Origin of the sequence: Egibacter rhizosphaerae (assembly GCF_004322855.1) — a bacterium.
Taxonomy (GTDB): domain Bacteria; phylum Actinomycetota; class Nitriliruptoria; order Euzebyales; family Egibacteraceae; genus Egibacter; species Egibacter rhizosphaerae.
On record NZ_CP036402.1, the window covers coordinates 690313 to 711202 of the forward strand.

Annotated in this window: 16 protein-coding genes; 3 read left to right on the top strand and 13 right to left on the bottom strand. The window is 71.7% G+C overall.

Features of this window, described 5'->3' with window-relative positions:
- Positions 1–22: 22 nt before the first annotated feature.
- From mreD to ER308_RS21340, 11 genes are all read right to left on the bottom strand, one after another.
- Positions 23–529: a rod shape-determining protein MreD gene (gene mreD / locus ER308_RS03200; RefSeq protein ID WP_131153659.1), complete on the bottom strand. Its 507-nt coding sequence runs from the start codon at positions 527–529 to the stop codon at positions 23–25.
- Complete coding sequence (mreC, locus tag ER308_RS03205) at positions 526–1467, bottom strand: rod shape-determining protein MreC (RefSeq protein ID WP_165491779.1); 942 nt, start codon at positions 1465–1467, stop codon at positions 526–528. The genes mreD and mreC overlap by 4 nt, the downstream gene beginning before the upstream one ends.
- A 160-nt stretch (positions 1468–1627) precedes the next feature.
- Positions 1628–2680 (bottom strand): rod shape-determining protein, encoded by a 1053-nt coding sequence (locus ER308_RS03210; RefSeq protein ID WP_131153661.1) that lies wholly within the window; start codon positions 2678–2680, stop codon positions 1628–1630.
- A gap of 291 nt (positions 2681–2971) precedes the next feature.
- Positions 2972–3544, bottom strand: coding sequence for a JAB domain-containing protein (locus ER308_RS22910; RefSeq protein ID WP_131153662.1), 573 nt, complete (start codon positions 3542–3544; stop codon positions 2972–2974).
- 127 nt (positions 3545–3671) lie between these two features.
- Positions 3672–4079 (bottom strand): nucleoside-diphosphate kinase, encoded by a 408-nt coding sequence (gene ndk, locus ER308_RS03220; RefSeq protein ID WP_131153663.1) that lies wholly within the window; start codon positions 4077–4079, stop codon positions 3672–3674.
- Between the two features lie 102 nt (positions 4080–4181).
- On the bottom strand, positions 4182–5714 hold the full coding sequence (locus ER308_RS03225) for a glutamate ligase domain-containing protein (RefSeq protein WP_131153664.1): 1533 nt from the start codon (positions 5712–5714) through the stop codon (positions 4182–4184).
- 34 nt (positions 5715–5748) lie between these two features.
- Positions 5749–8433, bottom strand: coding sequence for a valine--tRNA ligase (locus tag ER308_RS03230; RefSeq protein WP_131153665.1), 2685 nt, complete (start codon positions 8431–8433; stop codon positions 5749–5751).
- Positions 8434–8497: 64 nt separating this feature from the next.
- Positions 8498–9766, bottom strand: a complete 1269-nt coding sequence (gene clpX, locus ER308_RS03235; protein WP_131153666.1) for an ATP-dependent Clp protease ATP-binding subunit ClpX — start codon at positions 9764–9766, stop codon at positions 8498–8500.
- A 209-nt stretch (positions 9767–9975) separates the two neighbouring features.
- Positions 9976–10572, bottom strand: coding sequence for an ATP-dependent Clp protease proteolytic subunit (locus ER308_RS03240; RefSeq protein ID WP_131156876.1), 597 nt, complete (start codon positions 10570–10572; stop codon positions 9976–9978).
- Positions 10573–10730: 158 nt separating this feature from the next.
- Positions 10731–12236, bottom strand: coding sequence for a trigger factor (gene tig / locus ER308_RS03245; protein WP_165491781.1), 1506 nt, complete (start codon positions 12234–12236; stop codon positions 10731–10733).
- A 218-nt stretch (positions 12237–12454) separates the two neighbouring features.
- Positions 12455–13096 carry a NifU family protein gene (locus ER308_RS21340; protein WP_205745873.1) on the bottom strand — a complete coding sequence of 214 codons (642 nt, stop codon included), beginning with the start codon at positions 13094–13096 and terminating at the stop codon, positions 12455–12457.
- Positions 13097–13335: 239 nt separating this feature from the next.
- Between ER308_RS21340 and ER308_RS03250 the strand changes: the two genes are divergently transcribed.
- Both ER308_RS03250 and ER308_RS03255 read left to right on the top strand, forming a co-directional pair.
- Positions 13336–14628 carry an ATP-grasp domain-containing protein gene (locus ER308_RS03250; RefSeq protein WP_131153668.1) on the top strand — a complete coding sequence of 431 codons (1293 nt, stop codon included), beginning with the start codon at positions 13336–13338 and terminating at the stop codon, positions 14626–14628.
- The gene (locus ER308_RS03255; protein WP_131153669.1) at positions 14616–16043 is read left to right on the top strand and encodes a CUAEP/CCAEP-tail radical SAM (seleno)protein; all 1428 of its coding nucleotides are present in this window, start codon (positions 14616–14618) and stop codon (positions 16041–16043) included. The genes ER308_RS03250 and ER308_RS03255 overlap by 13 nt, the downstream gene beginning before the upstream one ends.
- A 411-nt stretch (positions 16044–16454) precedes the next feature.
- Here the strand turns inward: ER308_RS03255 and ER308_RS03260 are convergent, their stop codons facing one another.
- Both ER308_RS03260 and ER308_RS03265 read right to left on the bottom strand, forming a co-directional pair.
- A complete protein-coding gene (locus ER308_RS03260; protein WP_131153670.1) occupies positions 16455–17615 on the bottom strand; it encodes a UDP-N-acetylmuramate dehydrogenase in 1161 nt (386 codons plus the stop codon).
- 30 nt (positions 17616–17645) lie between these two features.
- Positions 17646–19043 (bottom strand): MFS transporter, encoded by a 1398-nt coding sequence (locus tag ER308_RS03265; protein ID WP_131153671.1) that lies wholly within the window; start codon positions 19041–19043, stop codon positions 17646–17648.
- 127 nt (positions 19044–19170) lie between these two features.
- Between ER308_RS03265 and ER308_RS03270 the strand changes: the two genes are divergently transcribed.
- Positions 19171–20805, top strand: a complete 1635-nt coding sequence (locus tag ER308_RS03270; RefSeq protein ID WP_131153672.1) for a peptide chain release factor 3 — start codon at positions 19171–19173, stop codon at positions 20803–20805.
- Positions 20806–20890: the final 85 nt, after the last annotated feature.

Below are 20890 nucleotides of genomic sequence, written 5' to 3' on the forward strand. Positions count from 1 at the left end.
TGCGCCGCCGACCTCTCCGGCGTCAGCCCGAAGACGTCGAGACGAGGCCGAGCAGCCGGCGCAGCACGAACCATGCGATGGGGCTCAGCACCGCCCCGTAGACGCCCGTGAGCGCGGCGTCGACGAGCACGGTGAGGGGCGTCGCGCTCTGCACGCCGAGCACGAAGCCGAGCAGCACGCGCATCGCCACGAGCACGGCCGTTCCGATCCCGGCGACGAGGACGGCGCCCGCGAACGGGTTGCCGGCGATGTAGGGGCGGGTGAGGCCTGCAGCGTAGCCGCCGAGCAGGAAGACCAGCGCCGACGCGCCGACGATCGTGTCAGTCGCGGCGAGGAGGTCGACGGCCAGTCCGCCGACGAACCCGTACCGCAGGCCGCTGCCGGGCCCCTCCACCACCGCGAGGACCAGCACCGTGAGCGCGACGAAGTCGGGCGCGATACCGCCGATCGTCATGGCGGGTGCCACCACGGTCTGCAGCAGCAGCACGGTGAGCAACACCAACCCGAGGAGGACACCGCGAACGATCACCCGTCGTCGTTGTCCTCATCGTCGTTGTCCTCGTCGTCGCCGTCCTCACCCTCCTCGTCGTCGTCCTCGTCGTCCTCCTCCTCGAGGTCGGGCGGGTCGGGTGCGGAGGACTCCGGCGAGTCGACGATGTCGGAAGGGTCGAACCGACCGGGCGCGGTCTCGGCGTCGAGCACGATCTGCACCGTCGAGAGTCGGCGGAAGTCGACGAACGGTCGGACCTGGTGGAAGCGTGGACTCGTCACGTCGGCCTCGTCCGGGCTCGACACCTCCCCGACCGGCAGGCCGTCGGGGATCGTCGAGGTCTGGAACGTGCGAGTCACGACCTCGCTGCCCTGTGGGGCGTCAGCCTCGGGGTCGAGCAGCTCCAGTTGGAACGGCTGGGCACCCTGCCCGCGCAAGAGGGCGGTCTCACCCGACTCGGCGACACGGACCGCGTAGCGGGCATTGGGGCTGGTCAGCAACTCGATGCGAGCGTACTCGGGGGTCACCTCGGTGACCTTGCCGATCAGTCCCCGCGTGGACACGGTGGCCATGCCCGACGCGATTCCCTGGTCCGCGCCCCTGTCGACGATGATCGAGTGGCCCTGCTCACCGGGCGGTTCACCGATGACCTCGGCGGCGACGGTCTCGAGCTCGTACCGCTCACGCATCTCGAGTTGCTCGCGCAGCTCGCGGTTCTCGCGCTCCAGGTCGGCGACGCTCGGCAGCTGCTCCTCGAGCTGCTCGACCTCCTGCTGCAGGCGCACGTTCTCGGCACGCATGCTGCCGAGGTCGCCGACGGCGGACAGAACGGCGCCGACGGGACGCAACGCTTGGGAGAAGCCCTCCTGGAGTGGAGCGAACGCGACGAGGGCTCCCCGCTGCGCCTCGGCGATCGGCCCGCTGTCGCCCTGCCGGTAGTCGAACGTGATCAGGAGCAGCGCGACGAGCGTGAGCACCGCCAGCAGGGTTCGGCTACGGCGTCGTTCCGGCATCGGCTCGCTCGCGATCGGTCAGGGGTGGGTTCCGGGCGGCGCCGCCCAGCAGTCGACGAGGTCGACCGAGCGGACACCGCCTGCTCAGACGCGTGAGGGACGGGCAAGGTTCCCGCACGAGAGCCTATGCGCGGGAGCTCGAGATGAGCACCCGGCGCAGGCGCTCGAACTGCTCCAGGCACTTCCCGGAGCCGATCGCCACGGAATCGAGCGGGTCGTCCGCGGTGTGGATCGGCATCCCGGTCTCGTGCTTCAAGCGCTCGTCCAGCCCGTGCAGCATCGCGCCGCCCCCGGTCAGGACGATCCCTTTGTCCATGATGTCGGCGGCCAGCTCGGGCGGGCAGCGGTCGAGGGTGTTCTTCACCGCGTCGACGATGGAGTTCACCGGCTCCTCGATCGCCCGGCGCACCTCTTCGGCGCTGATGACGATGGTCTTGGGCAGCCCGGTCACGAGATCGCGTCCGCGGATCTCGGCGTGGCTCTCCTCGGGCAGCGGGAAGGCACTGCCGATGGCGACCTTGATCTCCTCGGCGGTGCGCTCCCCCAGCATGAGGGAGTACTCCTTCTTCACGTGGTTGACGACCGACTCGTCGAGCTCGTCGCCGCCGATACGGATCGACGCGCTCGTCACGATCCCACCGAGCGAGATCACCGCCACCTCGGTCGTGCCACCGCCGATGTCGACCACCATGTTGCCGGCGGGTTCGTGGACCGGGAGATCGGCACCGATCGCCGCGGCCATCGGCTCCTCGATGATGTAGGCCGAGCGGGCGCCGGCCTGGATCGACGCCTCCTCGACCGCGCGCTGTTCGACCCCCGTGATGCCGCTGGGCACACAGATCACCACGCGCGGCTTGTTCATCATCGCGAAGTACCGGCGCTTGGTGACCTTCTGGATGAAGTAGCGCAACATCTTCTCGGTTACCTCGAAGTCGGCGATGACGCCGTCCTTCAAGGGCCGAATCGCGATGATGTGCCCGGGCGTGCGGCCGATCATCCGCTTCGCGTCGGAACCGACGGCGAGGATCTCGCCGGTCTTGGTGTTCGTGGCCACGACCGACGGCTCGTTGAGCACGATCCCTCGACCACGCACGTAGACGAGCGTGTTCGCGGTACCCAGGTCGACGGCGATGTCCCGGCCGAAGAGCTGGAAGTTGGAGACCGACTGCTGTGCCACGGCAAACCTCGGTGAACGACGGGACGGTTGGCGTCCGGTACGTGGGTGGTGGGTGACCGAGCCCACGGTGCACGGTGGCGGTGACACCCTGATGCCGCCCAGCGCCGAGAGGGCGAATCAGCCCGGGCACGGAATCGTAGTCTCTCCGCGCTCGGCAGCGGTGCCGCGCGACCACCATCGACGGACGATTTCGGCAGCGCTTGCGGCTGCATAGCCTAGCCGCCGTTTCACGGGCCACCGACTGTCGGAGCGTACACCCCCCTTCAGACGGCGCACAATCGCGCGAAGCCCTCAGCACACCCCGAGGCGGGCCAGGCTAGTCCACTGGTGCGCGTCACCGACGACCAGATGGTCGAGAAGTTCCACCCCGAGGAGCTCGCCGCCCTCCGCGATACGCCGGGTCACCTGACGGTCGTCCGCCGACGGTGTGCAGTCACCACTCGGATGGTTGTGTGCGACCACGACCGCCGAGGCCCCGGCCAGCAACGCATCGCGGTAGATCTCCCGGGGCCGCATGAACGTGTGGTCGGCGGTGCCGACCGAGACGATCAGCAGCGCGAGTCGGCGGTGCTTGCGGTCGAGCGCGAGGAGCGCACAGTGCTCGCGATCCCGCTGGGCGAGCAGAGGCGCGACCACTCCCACGGCATCCTCGGGGCGCCGCACCTGCAGGCGCCGTGCCGCGGGCTCGGTATCGAGGGTCCGTGCGCCCGCGACCGCGCAATCGCGACAGCAGGCGCCGGCCGGGACGGCGGGGCTCGTCGGCGGCGTCGGGGTCGCTGGCGGCGTCGGGGTCGCTGGCGGTGTCGGGGTCGTCGGGCTCGTGGGCGGCGTCGGGGTCGCTGGCGTCGTCGGGGTCGTCGACACGGATCGCTCCTTCTGGCGGGCTCGTGTGTCAGCCAAGCACCGCTGCCGGCGCGACGGCCAGATTCGCCGGGTCGCCCTTGTGGAGCGCCCGCTCGTCTACGTGAGGGGCACGACCACCGTCCCGAGCTCAGGCATCGGGGAAGAACAGCCCGATCTCGCGCTCGCCGTTGTCGATCGAGTCCGACCCGTGGACGAGGTTCTCGCCGATCGAGGTCGCGTAGTCCCCTCGGATCGAGCCGGGGGCCGCCTCGAGCGGGTTGGTCGCTCCCATGAGCTGCCGCATGCCGGCCACGGCCCCCTCGCCCTCGACGATCATCGCGACGAGCGGGCCGCTCGTGATGAAGTCGACGAGCCCGGCGTAGAAGGGCTTGTCGGCGTGCTCCGCATAGTGCTGCTCGGCGATGTCGCGGCTGATGTGCCGCTGCTCGAGCCGGGTGATGGCAAAGCCCTTGGCCTCGATCCGCCGGATGACCTCGCCGGTCAGTCCGCGGCGTACGGCGTCGGGCTTGACCAGGATCAGGGTTCGTTCGCTCATGGGGGCTCCGTTCGTGTGTGGGATGTCCCGTGACCGGGCGGGGATGCTAGAGGTCGGAGCAGGTGATGCCCCAAACCGGCAGTCCGGGCGTGGGTCGTCTGCTCAGGCGGGATCGAGTCCCAGCGCGGCGCGGACCTGTCCGACGAACGCGGGGACTCCCGCGACGACGACGGCGTCCTGCTCACCGATGACGCCGCCGGCGAGGTCGAGCGCCGCCGTCGCGTCGGCCGCGAGTTCGACGCTCGCGCCCAACGCCCGACCGGCGGCGGCGACCCGCTCGGGGTCGGCGGCGCCGGGAGCGGGCACGGCCACCAGGTGGCGGGCCGCACCGAGCAGCGGGCGCAGGCACGCCGCCACATCGGCCTCCGCCGAGGGTGCCGCCACGATCACTTGATTGCGGAAGGCGAACTCGTCCTCCAGCGCGCGAGCCAACGCACGGGTGCGGGGAGCCCGGTCGGCGAGGTCGAGCACGACGGTGGACTCCTCGGGTCTGCGGACCACCTCGAGGCGCCCCGGCGCGCGAACGCCCGCGAAGCCTTCACGCAGTGCCTCGGGATCGAGCCCGCCAGCGAACCCGAGGAACCCCTCGACCGCGGCGAGGGCGGCGACGGCATGCTGCGCCTGATGCGCCCCCTGCAGGGCCAGATAGATCTCGTCCACGAGATCGGTCACGCCCCGCAGCACGACCTGCTGACCCGCCAACGCGAGGTCGCGCTGCACCAGCGCGGCGTCGCGGCCGACCACGACGCGCCGCGCGTCCCCGACCACCGCCCCGTCGATCGCCTCCGCGGTCGCCTCGTCCAGCGTGGCGCGCACGACCGTCGCGGCGCGGCCCGCCACTTCGGCCGCGGAGGCCACGTCCTCGTCGTCGAGCGGCCCGACGACCGCGACCTCGGCCCGAACGACGCTGGCGGGATCGGCCGCGCCCCCTGGGCCCGCCTCGACGACGGCCACGTCGACGGGACCGTCGGCGAAGCGCGCGAACGCGAGCGCGGCCAGAGCCTCGTCGCGGGTGACCGGCTCCGGGTGGCGATCGTCGGCCTCGAGCAGGAACGGGGCGAGCTCCCCCGCCTGCTCCTCCAGCAACGCACGATCCGCGAGTCCCGCGGCGATCCGCGACCGTTCCGCCAGGTCCTGCAGGTGGGTGCGCTCGAGCGTCCCCGCGGTCAACCCGAGCGCGCCCAGCAACGCCACGACCATCCGCGCGATGCTCGACGCCCCGTGGCTCGCCACGACCACGATGGCCGGCTGTGCCCGATCGGGCCGACCGAGCAGCTCGAGCAGCGTCAGCAAGCGATCCCGCGACGGCAGAGCGTCCGAACGCTCCAGGAGCGCATCGAGCGCGCCGGCCGCCGTCGGCCCCGGGCCGGCGGGCAGCGTCTCCTCGACCTCGGCGTGCTCGTCCAGGTCGATGGGCTCATCCGGGTCGACCTCGACGAACGGGTCGACCTCGCCGACACCGAGCCGAGCGGCGTCCTCGGGTCCGAGGCCGAGGTCGTCGGGCTCGCGCTCCCCGAGCCCGAGCGCTGCGGGGTCGTGCGGCTCCGTGTCCGCCTCGTCGTCCGCCGCGGCCTCCGAGCCCTCGGGCTCTGGGCCCTCCTCCTCAGGATCCTCGGGATCGAACGGGTCGCTCACGTCGGACCCGCCTTCGAGCCGTGCGTTCGAGACGTCATGAGAGGGCGGCCCGCTGCTGCTCGAGACGCTCGATGGCAGCGCGCCATTCGGCGAGCTTGTCCCGCTCGGCCTGGACGACCTCACCGGGCGCCTTCTGCACGAACGAGTCGTTCGCGAGCTTGCCCTCGGCCCTGCGCACCTCGCCCCGGGCCTTGTCGAGCTCGCGGTCGATGCGCGCGCGCTCCTCGTCGAGGTCGATGAGGTCCGCCAAGGGCACGAGCAGCTCCCCACCCGCCACGGCGACCTCGCCGACCGGCCCACCCGGTGGCGCATCGTCGAACGTCCAATCCGCGACCCCCGCCAGCGCGCGGATCCCTTCGAGCCCCTCGTCGAGAGCGCCCCGTCGGTCGTCCGCCACCCGCGCCACGACGTCGAGCTGCTGCTGGGGGCTGAGCCCGTGGTCGGCCCGGAACCGTCGCAGCGCGGTCACCGCCTCCTGGACGGCACCGAGGGCTGCCTCGGCCTCGGGATCACGCCGTCCGGGCTCCCCCGGCGGCCAGGCTGCTCCGATGAGGGCCTCACCCGCCGGCTCGGCGTGCAGCGCCTGCCAGAGCTCCTCGGTGACGAACGGCGTCAGCGGGTGCAGCAGCCGCAGGACCTCGTCGAGAACCACTGCCAGGACGCGCTGCGCGGCCTCCGCGTCGTGCGGATCGTGCGCGTCGGGCTCGCCCCGCTCGCCGCCGGCGCGCAGCTTCGCGAGCTCCAGGTACCAGTCGCAGTAGTCGTCCCACACGAAGTGGTAGAGGGCCCGCGACGCCTTCGCCAGGTCGTAGGCGGCGTAGGCGGCGTCGACCTCCGCTCGGACCGCCTCGAGGCGGGACAGGATCCAACGATCCTCGACAGCCAGACCGGCGCGCGCCGGCAGCCCGTCGCGGGGCGTCACGGGACCGAGGTGTGCGAGGACGAACCGCGCCGCGTTCCAGAGCTTGTTGCAGAAGCGGCGGGCACCCTCGACCCACTCCTCGGCGAGCGGCACGTCCGTGCCCGGGTTGGCACCGCGGACGAGCGCGAACCGCAGAGCGTCGGCACCGTACTTCCCGATGAAGTCGAGCGGGTCGATGACGTTGCCGAACGACTTCGACATCTTCTTGCCCTCGCCGTCGCGCACCATGCCGTGGTTGAACACGACGCGGAAGGGCACCTCCCCGGTCATGTGCAGCCCGATCATGAGCATCCGGCTGACCCAGAAGGTGTTGATGTCGTAGCCGGTCTCCATGACCGCGTTCGGATACCAGGTCTCGAGCTCGGGGGTCGAGTCACCCGGCCGGGTCCAGCCGAGCGTGGTCATGGGCCACAGTTGGGACGAGAACCACGTGTCGAGCACGTCGGGGTCCTGGCTCAGGCCGAGCCGCTCGACCTCGTCGTCGACGGGGTCCTCGCGGCGCACGTGGATGTTCCCGTCGCGGTCGTACCAGGCCGGGATCCGATGGCCCCACCACAGCTGGCGGCTGATGCACCAGTCGTGCAGGTTCTCGAGCCACTCGAGGAACCCCTTCGTGTTGCGCTCGGGCACGAAGGTGGTGCGGCCGTCGCGCACGGCGGCGGCGGCCTCGTCGGCCAGCGGGCGGACCCTGACGAACCATTGGTCGGACAGGCGGGGCTCGACCGGGGTGTCACAGCGCGAGCAGTGACCGACGGAGTGGGTATAAGCCTCGACGCTCTCGAGCAACCCGCGGGCGTCCAGGTCGGCCTTGACGCGCTCGCGTGCCTCGAAGCGGCCGAGGCCGGCGTAGGGACCGCCGGCGTCGCTGATCACCGCCTCCTCGGTCATTACGTTGACCGTGCCGAGGTCGTGGCGGCGGCCGATCTCGAAGTCGTTCGCGTCGTGGGCCGGGGTGACCTTCACGGCACCGGTACCGAACTCGGGGTCGACGTGCTCGTCCGCGACGACCGGCAACTGCCGTCCGATGAGCGGCAGTTCGATGGTCGTGCCGACGAGGTGGCGGTACCGCTCGTCGTCGGGATGCACCGCGACCCCGGTGTCGCCGAGCATCGTCTCGACCCGCGTGGTGGCGACGACCACGCCCTCGGATCCATCGGCGGCCGGATAGCGCAGGCGCGCGATCTCGCCTTCGATGTCCGCGTAATCGACCTCGATGTCCGACAGGGCCGTCTGGCACCGCGGACACCAGTTGATGATGCGCTCGCCCTTGTAGACCAGGCCCTGCTCGTAGAGGTGACAGAAGGCCTCGCGAACGGCCTGGTAGCGCGGCTCGTCGAGCGTGAACGCCTCCCGACGCCAGTCGCACGAGGCCCCGAGACGGCGCTGCTGGAGCAGGATCGTGCCGCCGGACTCCTCCACGAACTCGTGGACCCGGTCGAGGAAGGCCTCGCGTCCCAGGTCGTGCCGGGACGTGCCCTCCTTGGCCAACTCCCGCTCGACGACGTTCTGCGTGGCGATGCCGGCGTGGTCGGTCCCGGGCAACCAGACGGCGTTCTTGCCCTGCATGCGCGCGTGGCGGATGAACGCGTCCTCGATCGCCGTCGTGAGCGCATGGCCCATGTGCAGCGATCCCGTGACGTTCGGCGGGGGCATGGAGATCGCGAACGGTTCGCCGGGATCGTCGGGTTCGGCCTCGAACCAACCGCCCCGCTCCCACCAGTCGTACCGGCGGGTCTCGACCTCGGCGGGGTCGTACGCACTCGACAACTCGGCCCGTGCGGCGGTCTCAGGACTCATACGGGCAGCGTAGCGTCGCGTGCCGTTGCCGCCGAGCCCGGCGGCAGAGGGCCGGCCGGGGGACTCAGGCGCTGCGCTCCTGACGCGGGGGCTCCTCGCGACGCGGCACGAGGGTCGGGTTGACCTTCTCCTGCACGACCTCCGCGGTGATGACGCACTCGTCGACGTCGTCCTGGCTGGGCAGCTCGTACATGGTGTTGAGCAGCACCTCCTCGAGGATCGCCCGCAGCCCACGGGCGCCGGTGCCGCGCAGGATCGCGAGGTCGGCGATCGCCCCGAGCGCCTCCTCGTCGAACTCGAGCCGCACCCCGTCGTGCTCGAAGAGCTTCTGGTACTGCTTCACCAGCGCGTTCTTCGGCTGCGTGAGGATCTCGACGAGCGCCTCACGGTCGAGGTGGTCCACGCTCGACACGACCGGCAAGCGTCCGATGAACTCGGGGATGAGTCCGAACCGGATCAGGTCCTCGGGCAGGACCTCGTCGAAGAGCTCCGCCTGCTTGCGCTCGCGATCCGAGCGGATCTCGGCGCCGAAGCCCACGCCCTGCCGGCCGAGGCGCTGTTCGATGACCTCCTCGAGCCCGGCGAACGCGCCTCCGCAGATGAACAGCACGTTCGTGGTGTCGATCTGGATGAACTCCTGGTGAGGGTGCTTGCGGCCGCCCTGGGGCGGCACGCTCGCGGTCGTGCCCTCGAGGATCTTCAGCAGCGCCTGCTGCACGCCCTCGCCCGAGACGTCGCGGGTGATCGACGGGTTCTCGGACTTGCGGGCGACCTTGTCGACCTCGTCGATGTAGATGATCCCGGTCTCGGCCTTCTTCGTGTCGAAGTCGGCGGCCTGGATGAGCTTGAGGAGGATGTTCTCCACGTCCTCGCCGACGTAGCCCGCCTCGGTGAGCGCCGTCGCGTCCGCCATCGCGAAGGGGACGTTGAGCAGGCGCGCGAGCGTCTGCGCGAGCAGCGTCTTCCCCGAGCCGGTCGGGCCGAGCAACAGGATGTTCGACTTCGCGAGCTCGACGTCGTCGTCGCGGGTCGGCTCGCCGACGCGGATCCGCTTGTAGTGGTTGTAGACGGCGACGGAGAGCGTCTTCTTCGCCTCGTCCTGACCGATCACGTAGTCGTTCAGGAACTCGTAGATCTCCCGCGGCTTCGGGAGCTCGCCCGGCAGGACCTCGGGGGTCTCGGCGAACTCCTCCTCGATGATCTCGTTGCAGAGATCGATGCACTCGTCGCAGATGTAGACGCCCGGACCGGCGATCAGCTTCTTGACCTGCTTCTGCGACTTGCCGCAGAAGGAGCACTTCAGCAGGTCGCCCGACTCCCCGAACTTCGCCATCGGCAGGCCTCATCCCCTTGGCTCGCTGGGCGTCGACCCGCGGGCCGATCGGCAACCGCGGGCCGCCGTCGCTGCGGTGTGTGCATGGTAGCGGACGCGCCCCGTGCGAGGTGACGTCCGTCCCGGATCAACGCGCCTCGCCCGGGCCGGCCGGCCGAACGGCGCTCGGTGGGCCGGGATCGGCTGCGCCGGTGCAGGCTATGCCCTGGCTATGCCTTGCGGAGCTCGGCCTCCTGGGCCCGCCGGGACTGGATCACCATGTCCACGATCCCGTACTCCTTGGCCTCCTCGGCGTCCATGATGAAGTCCCGGTCGGTGTCGCCCTTGATCTTGTCGACCGTCTGACCGGACTTGACGGCGAGGATCTCGTCGAGCATGTCGGCGATGCGCTGGATCTCGCGCGCCTGGATCTCGATGTCGACCGACTGGCCCTCCGCGCCCCCGGCGGGCTGGTGCAACAGCACCCGGCTGTGCGGCAGCGCGAACCGCTTGCCCGGCGTGCCGGCGGCGAGGAGCACGGCGGCCGCGCTCGCGGCCTGGCCCATGCACAGCGTCTGGATGTCGGGCTTGATGTACTCCATCGTGTCGTAGATCGCGAGGAGGCTCGTGACCGACCCCCCGGGCGAGTTGATGTAGAAGGAGATGTCCTTGTCGGGATCCTCGCCCTCGAGGTGGATCAGCTGGGCCATGACGAGGTTCGCGATCTCGTCGTTGACCGGCGTGCCCAGGAAGATGATGCGCTCCTTGAGCAGACGGGAGTAGATGTCGAACGACCGCTCGCCCCGGTTCGTCTGCTCGACGACCATCGGGACGAGGTAGTTCTGAACGTCGTACGGGTCGGTGGGCAGCTCGCGGCTCACAGGCGTCTCCTGGCTCTGGGGTCCTGCGCGGTCGTTCTCACGGCCGCTGGGGCGTGTCGGGCCACGATAGCGCCCGGTGGGCCGGCCTCGGCCCGGGCCGGTGGTCAGCGCGTCTCGTCCCCGGTGGTGTCGTCGGCCTCGGCGGCGTCATCAGCGGCGGCGTCATCAGCGGCGGCGTCATCAGCGGCGGCGTCATCTGCGACCGTGTCGGCCCCGTCGGCCTCGCCGACATCATCGGCCGTGTCGGCCTCGTCGGCGTCATCCTCCACCACGTCGGGGGTGGGCTCGCGTGCGTCGAGGTCCTCGTCGGTCTCGGGCGGCGGGTTGATGACCTCGACCTGCTCGAGGATGTGGTCGATGGTCTTGCGCCGGAACGCATCGGAGTAGAGCGCGCCGATGCGCTCGGGCTCGGTCATGAACTCCGCGAGCTCCTGGGGGTCCCGCCCCATCCGCTGGGCCTGGCGGTTGACCTCCTCGGTCAGGTCCTGCTGGTCGACCTCCATCTCGGCCTGGCGTCCGACCGAGTCGACGACGATCTGGGCCCTGACGGTCTGCTGTGCCTGCTCGCGGAACTGCTCGATGAGCTGCTCCGCGCTGATCCCGGCCAACTGCAGGTACTGCTCGAGCTCGAGCCCGTACTGCTCGGCCTGTTGGCCCAGGCGGCTCACGCGGAACTCGATCTCCTGATTGACCAGCGCCTCGGGCAGCGTGACCTCGATCCCCTCGGCGATCTCGTCGACGATGCGGCCGCGCAGCGCCTCGCGCGCCTCGTTCCGCTTCTGCCGCTCGAGTTGGACGGCAACGGCCTCGCGCAGCTCGTCGATCGTGTCGAACTCGCTCGCGGTGATCGCGAAGTCGTCGTCGAACGCCGGCAACTGCTTCGCCTTCACCTCCTTCACGATCACCCGCACGTCGACCTCGCTCCCCGACAGCTCCTCGCCGTAGTCGTCGCCGAGCGTGTCGGAGAACTCCAGGACGTCACCGGCCTGCGCACCGATGATCTGCCGGTCGAGCTCCTCCCCCGACTCCTCGGGGTCGCGGACCGAGTACATCGCGTCCTCCTCGGCGACCTCCTCGACCGGTTCTCCGTCCTTCATGGCCGACAGCGTGATGACCGCGTAGTCACCCGCCTGCGCCGGCCGCTCGACGGTCTCCACCTCGGCGAACCGCTCCCGCAGCTCGTCGAGCTGACCGTCGACCTCCTCCTCGGTGACCTCCCACTCGGGATGGGGGATCTGGCGGCCGGCGAAATCGGGGGCCTCGACCTCGGGCATCACCTCGACGGTCGCGTTGAACACGGCGTCCTGACCGTCCTCGAAGGTCTCGACCTCGAACTCGGGCTGGCCGAGCACCTGCAACTGCTCCGCCTCGACCGCCTCGCGGTAGAAGGTGGGGACCGCGTTCTGGGCGGCCTGCTCGAGCAACGGGCCCTTGCCGATCCGACTCTCGAGCACGCGGCGGGGCACCTTGCCGGGGCGGAAGCCCGGGACGCGCACCTCCTTGGCGAGCTCCTTCGCGGCCTGGTCCACCGCCTCGTCGACGCGGGCGGCCTCGACCGTCACGGCGAGCTTGACGTTCGTGTCGTCGACGCGCTCGACGGTGGTCTCCACTGGTGCCTCCTCGGCTGGGTGCGCGCCCGCACGCCGCGGCGCCTGCCCGTGGGCCTCGTGACGTGCCGTCGGTCGGGCTCGTGACGGGCGCGCGGGTCGAGCGGACGGGAAGTCGCTGATCGGTGGGGCGGCAGGATAGAGCGGACGCCCCGACCGCGCCGGTCTCCAGCGCGTCGGGGTCGCTCGCGCCGGGCGACGCACGCCCGGCGCGGGCGCGACTACTTCTTCGCGGACTCGTAGTACGGATTGGTCCCCGACGCGTGGTCGGTGACGTCGACGACCTGGGCAACCTCGGGCACGCCCTGCATCAGGGCCTTCTCGATCCCCTGGCGCAGCGTGACCTGTGCCATCCCGCAGCCCTGGCAGCCGCCGCCGAGGCGCAGGTAGGCCGTGCCCTCCTCGAACGCGACGAGGTCGGCCCGCCCGCCGTGGGCGGCGATCTGCGGGTTGATGTGCTGCTCGAGGAGCTGCTGGATGCGCTGGGGAATCTCCCCCGAGAGGTCGGCGTCGCCGATGTCGAGGTCCGCGGCCGGGGACGCCGGGGGCTCGGGCCGGTTCGGGTTCTCGAGGACGATTCCGCCCGTCTCGAGGTCGCCCTGAAGGTCCAGGGTCGAGCCGCGCAGCTTGTCGATGCTGTCGCTCTGGACGACGATCGGCAGATCGTCGTGCCACTGGACCAGGTCCTGCGGGCCTGCCTCCTCGAGCAACTCGAGCGACATCGCGACCTCGTAGCGGCCCTGCCCCTCACCGGTGACCGCGAGCTTGAGGGCCAACCGTTCCGGGTGCTCGTCGCGATCGCGGATCTGCACGACCTTGGTCCGCGCGACATCGGTGACGGTGATCAGTGGCTGCTCGCTCATCGCTTCTCTCGCTCTCGCGGCGCCTGGCGTCCGTGGGCCAGCCTACCGGTGCGCGTCCCCGACGCCGCGCGGCTCCGCGCGGACAGCGCGCGGGCGGACCGGTCCGGTGATCGCGGGCGGCCGACCCGTGCTCCCAAGGCCCCCGACCCGTGCTTCCAGGGCGGCCGACCGTTGGACCCCCGCTGCAGGGCCCGGTGATCTCCGAGGGCAACCCGCCGCGGTCGCGGTACCGTGCGGGCATGGCCCGCGTCGCGCTCGTCCTCCCCGCCACCACCTACCGCGCGGCCGAGTTCCTCGAGGCCGCCGGGCGACTGGATATCGACATCGTGGTGGCCAGCGACCATGGATCCGTGTTGGACGGGCTCGGCGGCGAGCACCTCGTTCGCGTCGACCTCGGCGATTCGCAGGCGACCGCGCAACGGCTGGCGGAGGTCCACGCGCACCTGCCGCTCGACGCGGTGGTCGGCGTGGACGATGCCGGTGTGCGAGCGGCAGCGGAGGCGAGCGCGGCACTCGGCCTGCCCCACGCGCCGCCGGACGCAGTGGCCGCGGCTAGTGACAAGCAGGAGCTGCGCGAACGACTCCGCGCGGGCAACGTCGACCAGCCTCGCTGGCGAGTGATCCCCTCCGACGCCGACCTGGACGAGGCCGTGGCAGCAGCGGCCGAGGCGGTGGGCCTGCCCTGCGTGGTCAAGCCGACCCGGCTCGCGGCGAGCCGCGGCGTGCTCCGCGCCGACACCATCCGCGACGCGTGTGACGCCGCGGAGCGGGCGCGCGCGATCGCGCACGCGGCCGACGTCCCCGCCACCCTGCTGGTCGAGGGATTCGTGCCCGGCGAGGAGGTCGCCCTCGACGGCCTCGTCCGCGGCGGCGAGCTCGTCCCCCTCGCCCTGTTCGACAAGCCCGATCCGCTCGACGGCCCCGTGTTCGAGGAGACCTACTACGTCACCCCCGCGCGCCTCGACGAGACGACCGCCGCCAGGGTGACCGACGTGGCCGCCCGGGCGGTCGCCACGCTCGGGGTCGACGAGGGCCCGGTGCACGCCGAGCTCCGGCTCCCGCCCGACCGGCCCCCGGTGGTCCTCGAGGTCGCCGCCCGCACGATCGGCGGGCGCTGCGGTCGGGCGCTCACGTTCGGCCTGGGCATGAGCCTCGAGGAGGTCGTCCTGCGCCACGCCACCGGCAAGGCGCTGCCCGCGCTGGCGCGCGAGGACGCGGCGGCCGGTGCGCTGATGGTCCCGATCCCTCAGGCGACCGACGGGGCGAACCACGGAGTGCTCGCGACGTTCGACGGGATCGAGCGCGCCCGCGCCGTTCCGGGCGTCGAGGAGGTCAGCCGCTCGGTGCCGCTGGGCCGGACCGTGCGCCGCCTCCCGGAGGGCGACCGCTACCTGGGCTTCGTCATCGCCCGGGCCCGAACCGCCGACGAGGTCGAGGCCGCACTGCGCCGCGCGCACGCCGAGCTCGAGATACGGGTGGAACCCGCACGCGACGTCGGCGCCGACGAAGGGAGCCCTGCGTGCGCGTCCTGATGATCTCCACCTACGAGCTCGGCCACCAGCCCGTCGCCGTGGCGTCGCCGGCGGCCGCGCTCGAGCGCGCCGGTCACGAGGTCGCCTGCCTCGACCTCGCGGTCGAGGCGTGGGACGACAAGCTGGCGGAGTGGGCAGACGCCGTGGCGATCAGCGTGCCCATGCACACCGCGATGCGCCTCGGCATCGCCGCCGCCGAGCGCCTGCGCGCCGCCCGTCCCGAGCTGCCGATCGCGGTCTATGGGCTCTACGCACCAGTCAGCCGCGACCACGTGGTCGGGCGTGTCGCCGACCGCGTCATCGCCGGCGAGTTCGAGCCCGCGCTCGTGACCTGGGCCGACAATCTCGACGCGGGTCGGCTCGAGGCACCCGAGGAGGGCGGCCTCATCCGGCTGGACAAGAGCCCGTTCGCACCGCCCGCGCGGCACCTGCTACCGGAGCCCACCCGCTACGCCCGCGCGGTGATCGACGGGCAGGAGCGCGTCGCTGCCGCGGTGGAGGCCACGCACGGCTGCGCGCACGAGTGCACCCACTGCCCGGTGCCCGCCGTGTACGGCGGGAAGGTGCGACTGGTGCCCCGCGACGTCGTGCTCGCCGACGTCGAACAACTCGTCGAGATGGGCGTCGACCACCTGACCTTCGCCGACCCCGACTTCCTGAACGGGTGGCGCCACAGCCAGCGGATCGTTCGCGAGATCGCCGCGTCGTGGCCGCACCTCACGTGGGACGCCACGGTCAAGGTCGAGCACGTGCTGCGCCACCGCGAGCTCTGGCCGGAGTTCGCCGCCGCCGGCTGCCGGTTCGTCGTCACCGCGATGGAGTCGGTCGACGACCGGATCCTGCGCCTGCTCGACAAGGGCCACACGGCCACAGACATGGCCGAGGCCACCGAGCTGCTGCGCGCGAGCGGGATCGAGCCCCGCCCGTCGTTCCTGCCCTTCACGCCCTGGACGACGCCGCGGGGTGTGGCCGAGCTCATGGACTTCGTCGTCGAGCACGACCTCGTCGGCAACGTCGATCCGGTGCAGTACGCGATCCGCCTGCTGCTGCCGACCGGCTCGCTCCTGCTCGAGGAGCCGGAGCTCCAGCCCCATTTGGGGGCCTACGACGAGGCCGGTCTGTCATGGACGTGGGCGGCCGAGGATCCCGAGGCCGATCGGCTGGCGGGCGAGCTCGCGGGTATCGCCGAGCAGGCCGCGGCGACCGGCGAGGCCATCCCCGAGACCTTCGTCGCGATGCGCCGTGCCGTGCTCGCCGCCTGTGGCGCCGCTCATCCGGGGGAGGCCGCGCGTCGGGGTGTCCCCGAGGCCGTCCCGGACCGGCCGCGCCTCACCGAGCCGTGGTTCTGCTGCGCCGAGCCCACCGACGACCAGCTCGGGGCGGTCACCATCGCCGCCGGGTCCTCGGTCGATTGAGGAGCCGACGGGTCGTCGAGCGCCGGTGCGCGGAGACGGCCCCGTCCTCGCACCCCTCGTGTGCGACCGGGCGCGGTGCTCGTCGTCCGCCCTCGGCAACTCGGGCCCGGTGCTGGTCGTCCGCCCGTCGGCGACCCGAGCCGGTCGCGCCCGAGGCAGCGTGCGGTTACCCGCGCCGGCGCGGGTAACCGCACGGCCTCCCCAACGATGCGGTGACCGCACGCCAAGCGCGCGATTCGTGGTGCGGTTGCCCGCGTCAGCGCGGGTAACCGCACCATCGGTCTGGCCGCCTCACCCGCGCGCGGGTAACTGCACCACGACCGCCGCTTCCCAGCCCGTGCCACCGCGCCGTCCCACCGCGCCAGCGGACCGCATCAGCACGCCGCATCAGCACGCCGCCAGCGGACCGCATCAGCGCACCGCATCGCGGGCCCAGCCGGGGGTGTCGGCATCACCGGGGGTGTACGGTGCCTCCTCGGCGAACCGCCGCGCGTCGAAGGGGTCGAACTCCCCCAGGAAGCGCGGCTCGGCGTGCAAGCGCACCCCCAGCTGCTCCCATACCACCGCCTGGATGTGCGCGGCCACGTCGCTGACACGCTGCGCGGTGGCCCCACCGAGGTTCACGATCGCGAGCACGTGGCGTGGCGACAACCCCACCTGCCCCCAGCGGTCCCCGTTCGCGAACCCGGCGGCGAGCAGCACCATCGCCGCGGGAACCTTGACGTCCTCGGCCTCCGCTCCGGAGTACCAGGCGAACAGCCGCTCCCCCGCGCCCCGGCCGCGCACCGCGTCGACGAGCGCGATCGCCTCGTCGCGCGGAAGGAAGGGGCTCATGAAGAACGAGCCGCAACTCCGCGTCAACGCGTCCTGAGGATCCCACACCATCGACTTGGCCCGCCGCACCGCGAGGACGGCCGCTCGGCGGTCGGCAAGGACCCACGGATCCCCACCGTGACGCTCGAAGTGGACCTCGAGGTCCCGGTAGGTGAGGGCGGACCGCTCCTCGTGCACGAGATCGAGGGTGACCGAGGTGATGACGAACCGGTCGGCCCAGTCGCGCTTGAAGCGGCTGTCGCGGTAGCCGAACGCGCAATCGGCCGCCGAGAGCTGCACGACCTCACCGGTCGCTCGGTCGACGGCCTCGAGCTCGACGAAGGTGTCGGCCAGCGCCTGACCGTACGCTGCGATGTTCTGCACCGGTGCCGCGCCGACCGTACCGGGAATGCCGGAGAGCAGCTCGATCCCGCCCAGACCCTGCGCGACCGCCCATGCGACCAGATCGTCCCAGACCATCCCGCCGTCAGCGCGCACCCGCGTGCCGCCGGCGGTGCGGCCCACGGCCCGCACCGTGCCGCCGCGCAGCAGCAGGACCGCGTCGAGGCCGCGGTCGGACACGACGACGTTGCTGCCCTCGCCGAGCAGCGTGACCGGCCGCTCGGCGTGCGCGTGAGCCGCGTCGAGCGCGGCGCGCACCTCCGCGGTGGCGCCGGCCACCTCGACGAGCAGGCCGGCGGGTCCCCCGACGCCGAGCGTCGTGTGCCCGGCCAGCGGGGCTGCCTCGGTCGTGTGCACCTCGGGAGCCTTTCCCCGCGAGGGGGCGGGTCAGTCGGGACGCTGCGACACCGATTCTGCCGGAGCCCCCTCGGAGCCCGCTGTCGGGCGCCGCTGGCGGATCCGCTCGAGCAACGCGTCGTCGGGCACGGGCGCGAAGAGCGCCGCGACGATCACCGCGGCCGGGAGCACGGCGAGCACCCCGATCGCCGGCACGTAGCTGCCGGTCAGATCGAACCCCGCGGCCAGCGCCAAGGGTCCGAAGGCCGTGCTGCCCACGTTCAAGGCCATGACCGAGCCACGGATCGCCCCGACGTGCGCGAGACCGAAGAAGCGCGGGAAGACCGCCGCCTCGAGCGAGCGCACGCCCCCGCCCGCGGTGCCGAGCGCGAGGGCGTACACCACGGCCAGCACACCGGGGCTGACGAACGGCACCGCGAGCATCGCGCCCAGCAGCAGGACCATGCACGCGATGATCAGGTGACGCGGGCGCACCCGGTCGATCAGCGCCCCCACCAGCAGGGTCGCCGCGATGGTCGCGATCGTCACCGGGATGAAGTTCGCCGCCGCCTCCACCGGGGTGAGGCCCTGCTCGCCGAGCAGGGAGATCTGGTGGAACTGCAGTCCGGTGCCGATCAGGCCCACCGCCGCGACGGCTCCGGTGACCGCCCAGAACATCGATGTGCGCATCGCTTCGCCCCGGGCCCAGCCGGTCTTCGCGGACGGCGGGGTCTGCGGGTCCACCACGTCACCGTCCATGCCCTGGCCGACGTGCTCGGGCCGGTCGCGCATGCCGAGCAGCGCCGTGCTGACGACCACCACGCCGACGAGGACTCCGGCGACGATCCACGCGCTCCGCCACCCGGTGACGTCGATGACCCGGGTCAGGGCGAGCGGCGCGAGCGACATCAGTGCCGAGCCGATCGCGACGGTGATCCCCAACGCCGCGCCACGCCGACGCTCGAACCAGTACGACACCGACGTCGTCGAGACGAGCCCGAGGGCGCCCTGTCCGAGCATCCGGATGCCCGTGAAGCCGATCAGCAACGAGACGAACCCGACGACCGCGCTCATGCCGACCAGCGCGAGCGCGAAGCCCGCCCCGACGAACGCCATCACCAGCCGGACCCCGAAGCGGTCGATCCAGCGGCCGACGAACGGCATCGTCGCCCCACCCACCAGGGTGCCGACGAGGTAGGCCCCGGAGACCTGGGAGCGGGTGAGGTCGAGATCGGCGATGAAGTGGTCGATGAAGACCGAGTTGCCGACGGTCTGCCCGGGCGCCGTGAACGCGAGGCCGAGCGCAGCGAACAGGACGATCCGCCAGCCGTAGAAGCCGCGGACCGCCGCGAGCACTGCGCGCGGACGCTCGAGCACGAGTTCCTCCGGGATCCGACCAGGGCGCGAGCCGACGCGGGGCTCGGCACGCTCCCGCGCCTGACGGCGCACACGAGCCCACTATCCTAGGACGGGCGTGCGCTCCCGCCGTCGGCCCGGTCCCGTCCCTTCCGCCGAACCCGGACCCGTGCGCCCGTGCCCTGCCTGCCTGCCACCCCGACGAGGAGCCCCGCCGGCCATGCCCGCAGACGACCGATTGGCCCGCGAGGTCGCGCAGCGACGCACGTTCGCGATCATCAGCCACCCCGACGCGGGCAAGACGACGCTGACGGAGAAGTTGCTGCTGTTCTCCGGCGCGGTGCACGAGGCGGGGGCGGTCAAGTCGCGCAAGCAGGCGAAGCAGGCGACCAGCGACTGGATGAAGCTGGAGCAGGAGCGGGGGATCTCGATCTCGTCGACGGTGCTGCACTTCGCCTACGCCGCGCCCGACCGCGGACCGGAGGGAGGCTGGCGGTTCAATCTGCTCGACACCCCGGGGCACGCGGACTTCAGCGAGGACACCTACCGCACGCTGTGCGCCGCGGACGCGGCCGTCATGGTGCTCGACATGGCCAAGGGCCTCGAGCCCCAGACCCTGAAGCTGTTCCGCGTCTGCGCCGACCGCGGCCTGCCGATCGTCACGTTCGTCAACAAGTGCGACCGACCGGGGATGGCGCCGTTGGAGCTCCTGGACGAGATCACGTCCGAGATCGGCCTCGAACCGGTCGCGCAGACGTGGCCGGTCGCCGACGGCGCGGACTTCGCGGGTGTGATCGACCGCTCGTCGAACGAGTTGGTGCGCTTCGACCGCACCGTGCACGGCGCGACCGTCGGCGAGGAGGAACGCATCCCGGTCGAGAAGGCGCAGGAGGCCGGCGGGGAGGCGTTCGGTTGCCCCGAGGACCGGTTCGAGGCAGCGTTCGAGGAGCTCGAGCTCCTCGAGGTCGACCAGCCCGAACTCGATCGTGAGGCCTTCCTCGCCGGCCGCCAGACCCCGGTGTTCTTCGGCTCCGCGTTGGCCAACTTCGGGGTGCGGCTGCTGCTCGAGGGATTCGCCGACCTCGCCCCCCATCCGACGCCCCAGCCCACCGTCGAGCCCGGTGAGCCGCGCCCGATCGACGAGGACTTCAGCGGGCAGGTGTTCAAGGTTCAGGCGAACATGAACCCCAAGCACCGCGACCGGGTCGCGTTCCTGCGCGTCAACTCGGGCTGGTTCCAGCGGGGAGGCCAGGCCACGCTCGCGCGCACCGGGCGGCAGTTCCCGATGAAGTACGCGCACCAGCTCTTCGCGGACGATCGCGAGACGGCCGAGACGGCGGTCGCCGGCGACATCGTCGGGCTCGTGAACGCCAGCGGGTTGCAGCCCGGGGACACGCTGTACGCCGGGAAGCCGGTGACGTTCCCGCCGATCCCCACGTTCTCGCCCGAACGGTTCGCGCGGATCCGCAACCGCGACTCGAGCCGCTACAAGCAGTTCCGGTCGGCATTGCGACAGCTCGACGAGGAGGGCGTCGTCCAGGTGCTGCAGCATCCCGAGCTCGGGGAGCAGGAGCCGATCCTCGCGGGGGTCGGGCAGCTGCAGTTCGAGGTGGCCAAGCACCGCATGACCAACGAGTTCGGGTGCACGGTCGAGCTCGAGCCGACGCCCTATGAGCTGGCCCGCGAGGTCTCCGCCGAGGACGCGGAACGGGTCCGCGACCAGCGCGGGACGATGGTCGCGCGCGACCGCCACGACCGCTGGCTCGTGCTGTTCGCGAACGACTTCGCGCTGCGGTGGGCGGAGCAGGACTTCCCCGACGTCACGTTCCACGAGATGGGGATGGCCCGCTCCTGATCCGCCCGGGCGGACCCGGGTGCACATGGGCACACCCCCGCCCAGGCGCCGTGCGCCCCACGCGGGCGGGGTCACGTGCTCATCT